The 1,819-nt window shown below is 50.7% G+C and carries 2 protein-coding genes; both read left to right on the forward strand.

All coding sequences use genetic code 11. From position 1 onward, the window contains the following. Positions 1-965 (forward strand): RHS repeat-associated core domain-containing protein (locus tag D6694_13565; GenBank protein ID RMH36780.1); only part of this gene is annotated, 965 nt, incomplete at its 5' end. A 30-nt stretch (positions 966-995) separates the two neighbouring features. After that, the gene (locus D6694_13570; GenBank protein RMH36781.1) at positions 996-1,640 is read left to right on the forward strand and encodes a hypothetical protein; all 645 of its coding nucleotides are present in this window, start codon (positions 996-998) and stop codon (positions 1,638-1,640) included. The last annotated feature ends 179 nt before the right edge of the window (positions 1,641-1,819 follow it).

The raw sequence follows: 1,819 nt of genomic DNA on the forward strand, positions 1-1,819 counted from the left end.
ACGAGCGGGGCTCGGTGGTGGCGGTGGCGAACGATGCGGGCGCGGCGATCGCGACCTTCCGCTACGGGCCGTGGGGAGAAAGCTCCGACACGGCGTTCAGCCGCTTCGGCTACACGGGCGCGATCCGGCTTCCGGGCACGGATCTGCTGCACATGCGCGCGCGGGTTTATGCCACGGAGCTCGCCCGCTTTCTTGAGCCTGACCCCATCGGTTTTGCCTCCGGCCAGCTCAATCTCTATTCTTACGTCGGCGGCGATCCGGTCAATGCCGTCGATCCCCTTGGCACTGACGACGAGCCGATCGAGGAGATCGTCGTAACCGGGACGCGTCCGAAGAAACCGTCGGAGAGCCAAAGGCGCCTTTTTGCGATCGCGTTAAGCAACTATATTCTCGATGGTTTGATGCAAGGCCTCGCGATGCTCGGGTTTTCCCCCAGCCAGATTGACGCCATATGCAATTCTGATCCCAGGGATCCGGACAAAGCGACGTTCCCAACCAGCGAAGAGGCCGCCGCGAATGCATTCAAGTTTTATGCGCAACGTTATGGAACGGACAAAGAAATTGGATCGGTTATTGTTAAAGTAATAAATGGTTTTAAGGCAGTTAACGTGACCGTTGGTAGCGGAGATTCTATATCCATCTCGCTAAAAAATCTACCAGGGATTCCGATATCTATTCTGCATTCGCATCCTCCGACAGGCTTTCCTGCCGGTGACCAGAGCAGGTCCATGCTCTCAGGGCCGAGTTCACGCAATGCATTGACTGGTTATCCTGGGAAACCGGTAGATACGGAATTTCTCAATGACCTTAACGACCAACTGGCAGTGCAGGGGATCGCTCCTTTTTCGGCGTTACTGGTAACACCATTCGGTGGATTGGTGCGATTTAATCCACCATTCAAGGAGAGGGCGCCGGGCAAGGAGGTTCTCCCGAGAGGGTGCTTGTTTGGGCGAAGGGAAGGGTGAAAGCATGGTGGCGTATGGAAAGGCCATGATATGAACGACCCTTTTCAAGATCACATACGAGATTTTAGAATTTTCTTGAGGGTGGTCGCGGTAATAGGAGGGCTTGCGTGGGGGATAGAATCGTTGAGCGCTATGGCGCGGGTAGAACCACCTTCTAGTTCTAATGAAGAGAGCAGAGTCAGCCAAGAGGAATTGGCTCAAAAGCTCTCTAAGTTAAACGACCTAACAGTAACGTTTGTGCATCCACAAATTGAACCATTACCTGCACACCATGCCTCCTTTGTTGTACAGGATATCAGGGGGCGGCGTGTGAAGTTATCAATCACCGCCAGCAAAAAAGATGGTCATTTAGAGAAAATATGTATTCGTAGAAAGTGTTTAAAAATTGATAAAATTATTCCAAAAATAAAATATGTTCAGAAAGTCTGGTTGGCCGAGCCTGTCGTTCGATCTTGGTATTATAAATCGGAGATGCGACCATTCTTTGCAATCTATATTCCTTTTGAGACTTTTATTGATGTCAATAAACAGTGTCAATCCCAGAAAGGGCGGAGAGATAGGTGGAGTAGGAATATGGAGATCATAATTGACAGCCAATTGAAATCCATAAAATTATCGATAAGGTGCTTCGGAAATGAAATATATTATACTTATAAGGAAAATAAAGATGAATAAATAACTTGTAACGCTTCGTCGGCCGGGGTGCGTGGGGCTACGCTCATGATGTGGAGAACCACCTCACGCAGGTGACGGGCCCGGTGAACCTGACGCTCAGCTATGATGCTTTGGGGCGGCTGGAGCGATTGATCGAGAGCGGGCAGGAGACGCGCTTCGTCTATGACGGTGCGCAGGTG

The organism is Gammaproteobacteria bacterium, from assembly GCA_003696665.1.
In the GTDB taxonomy this organism is placed as follows: Bacteria; Pseudomonadota; Gammaproteobacteria; order Enterobacterales.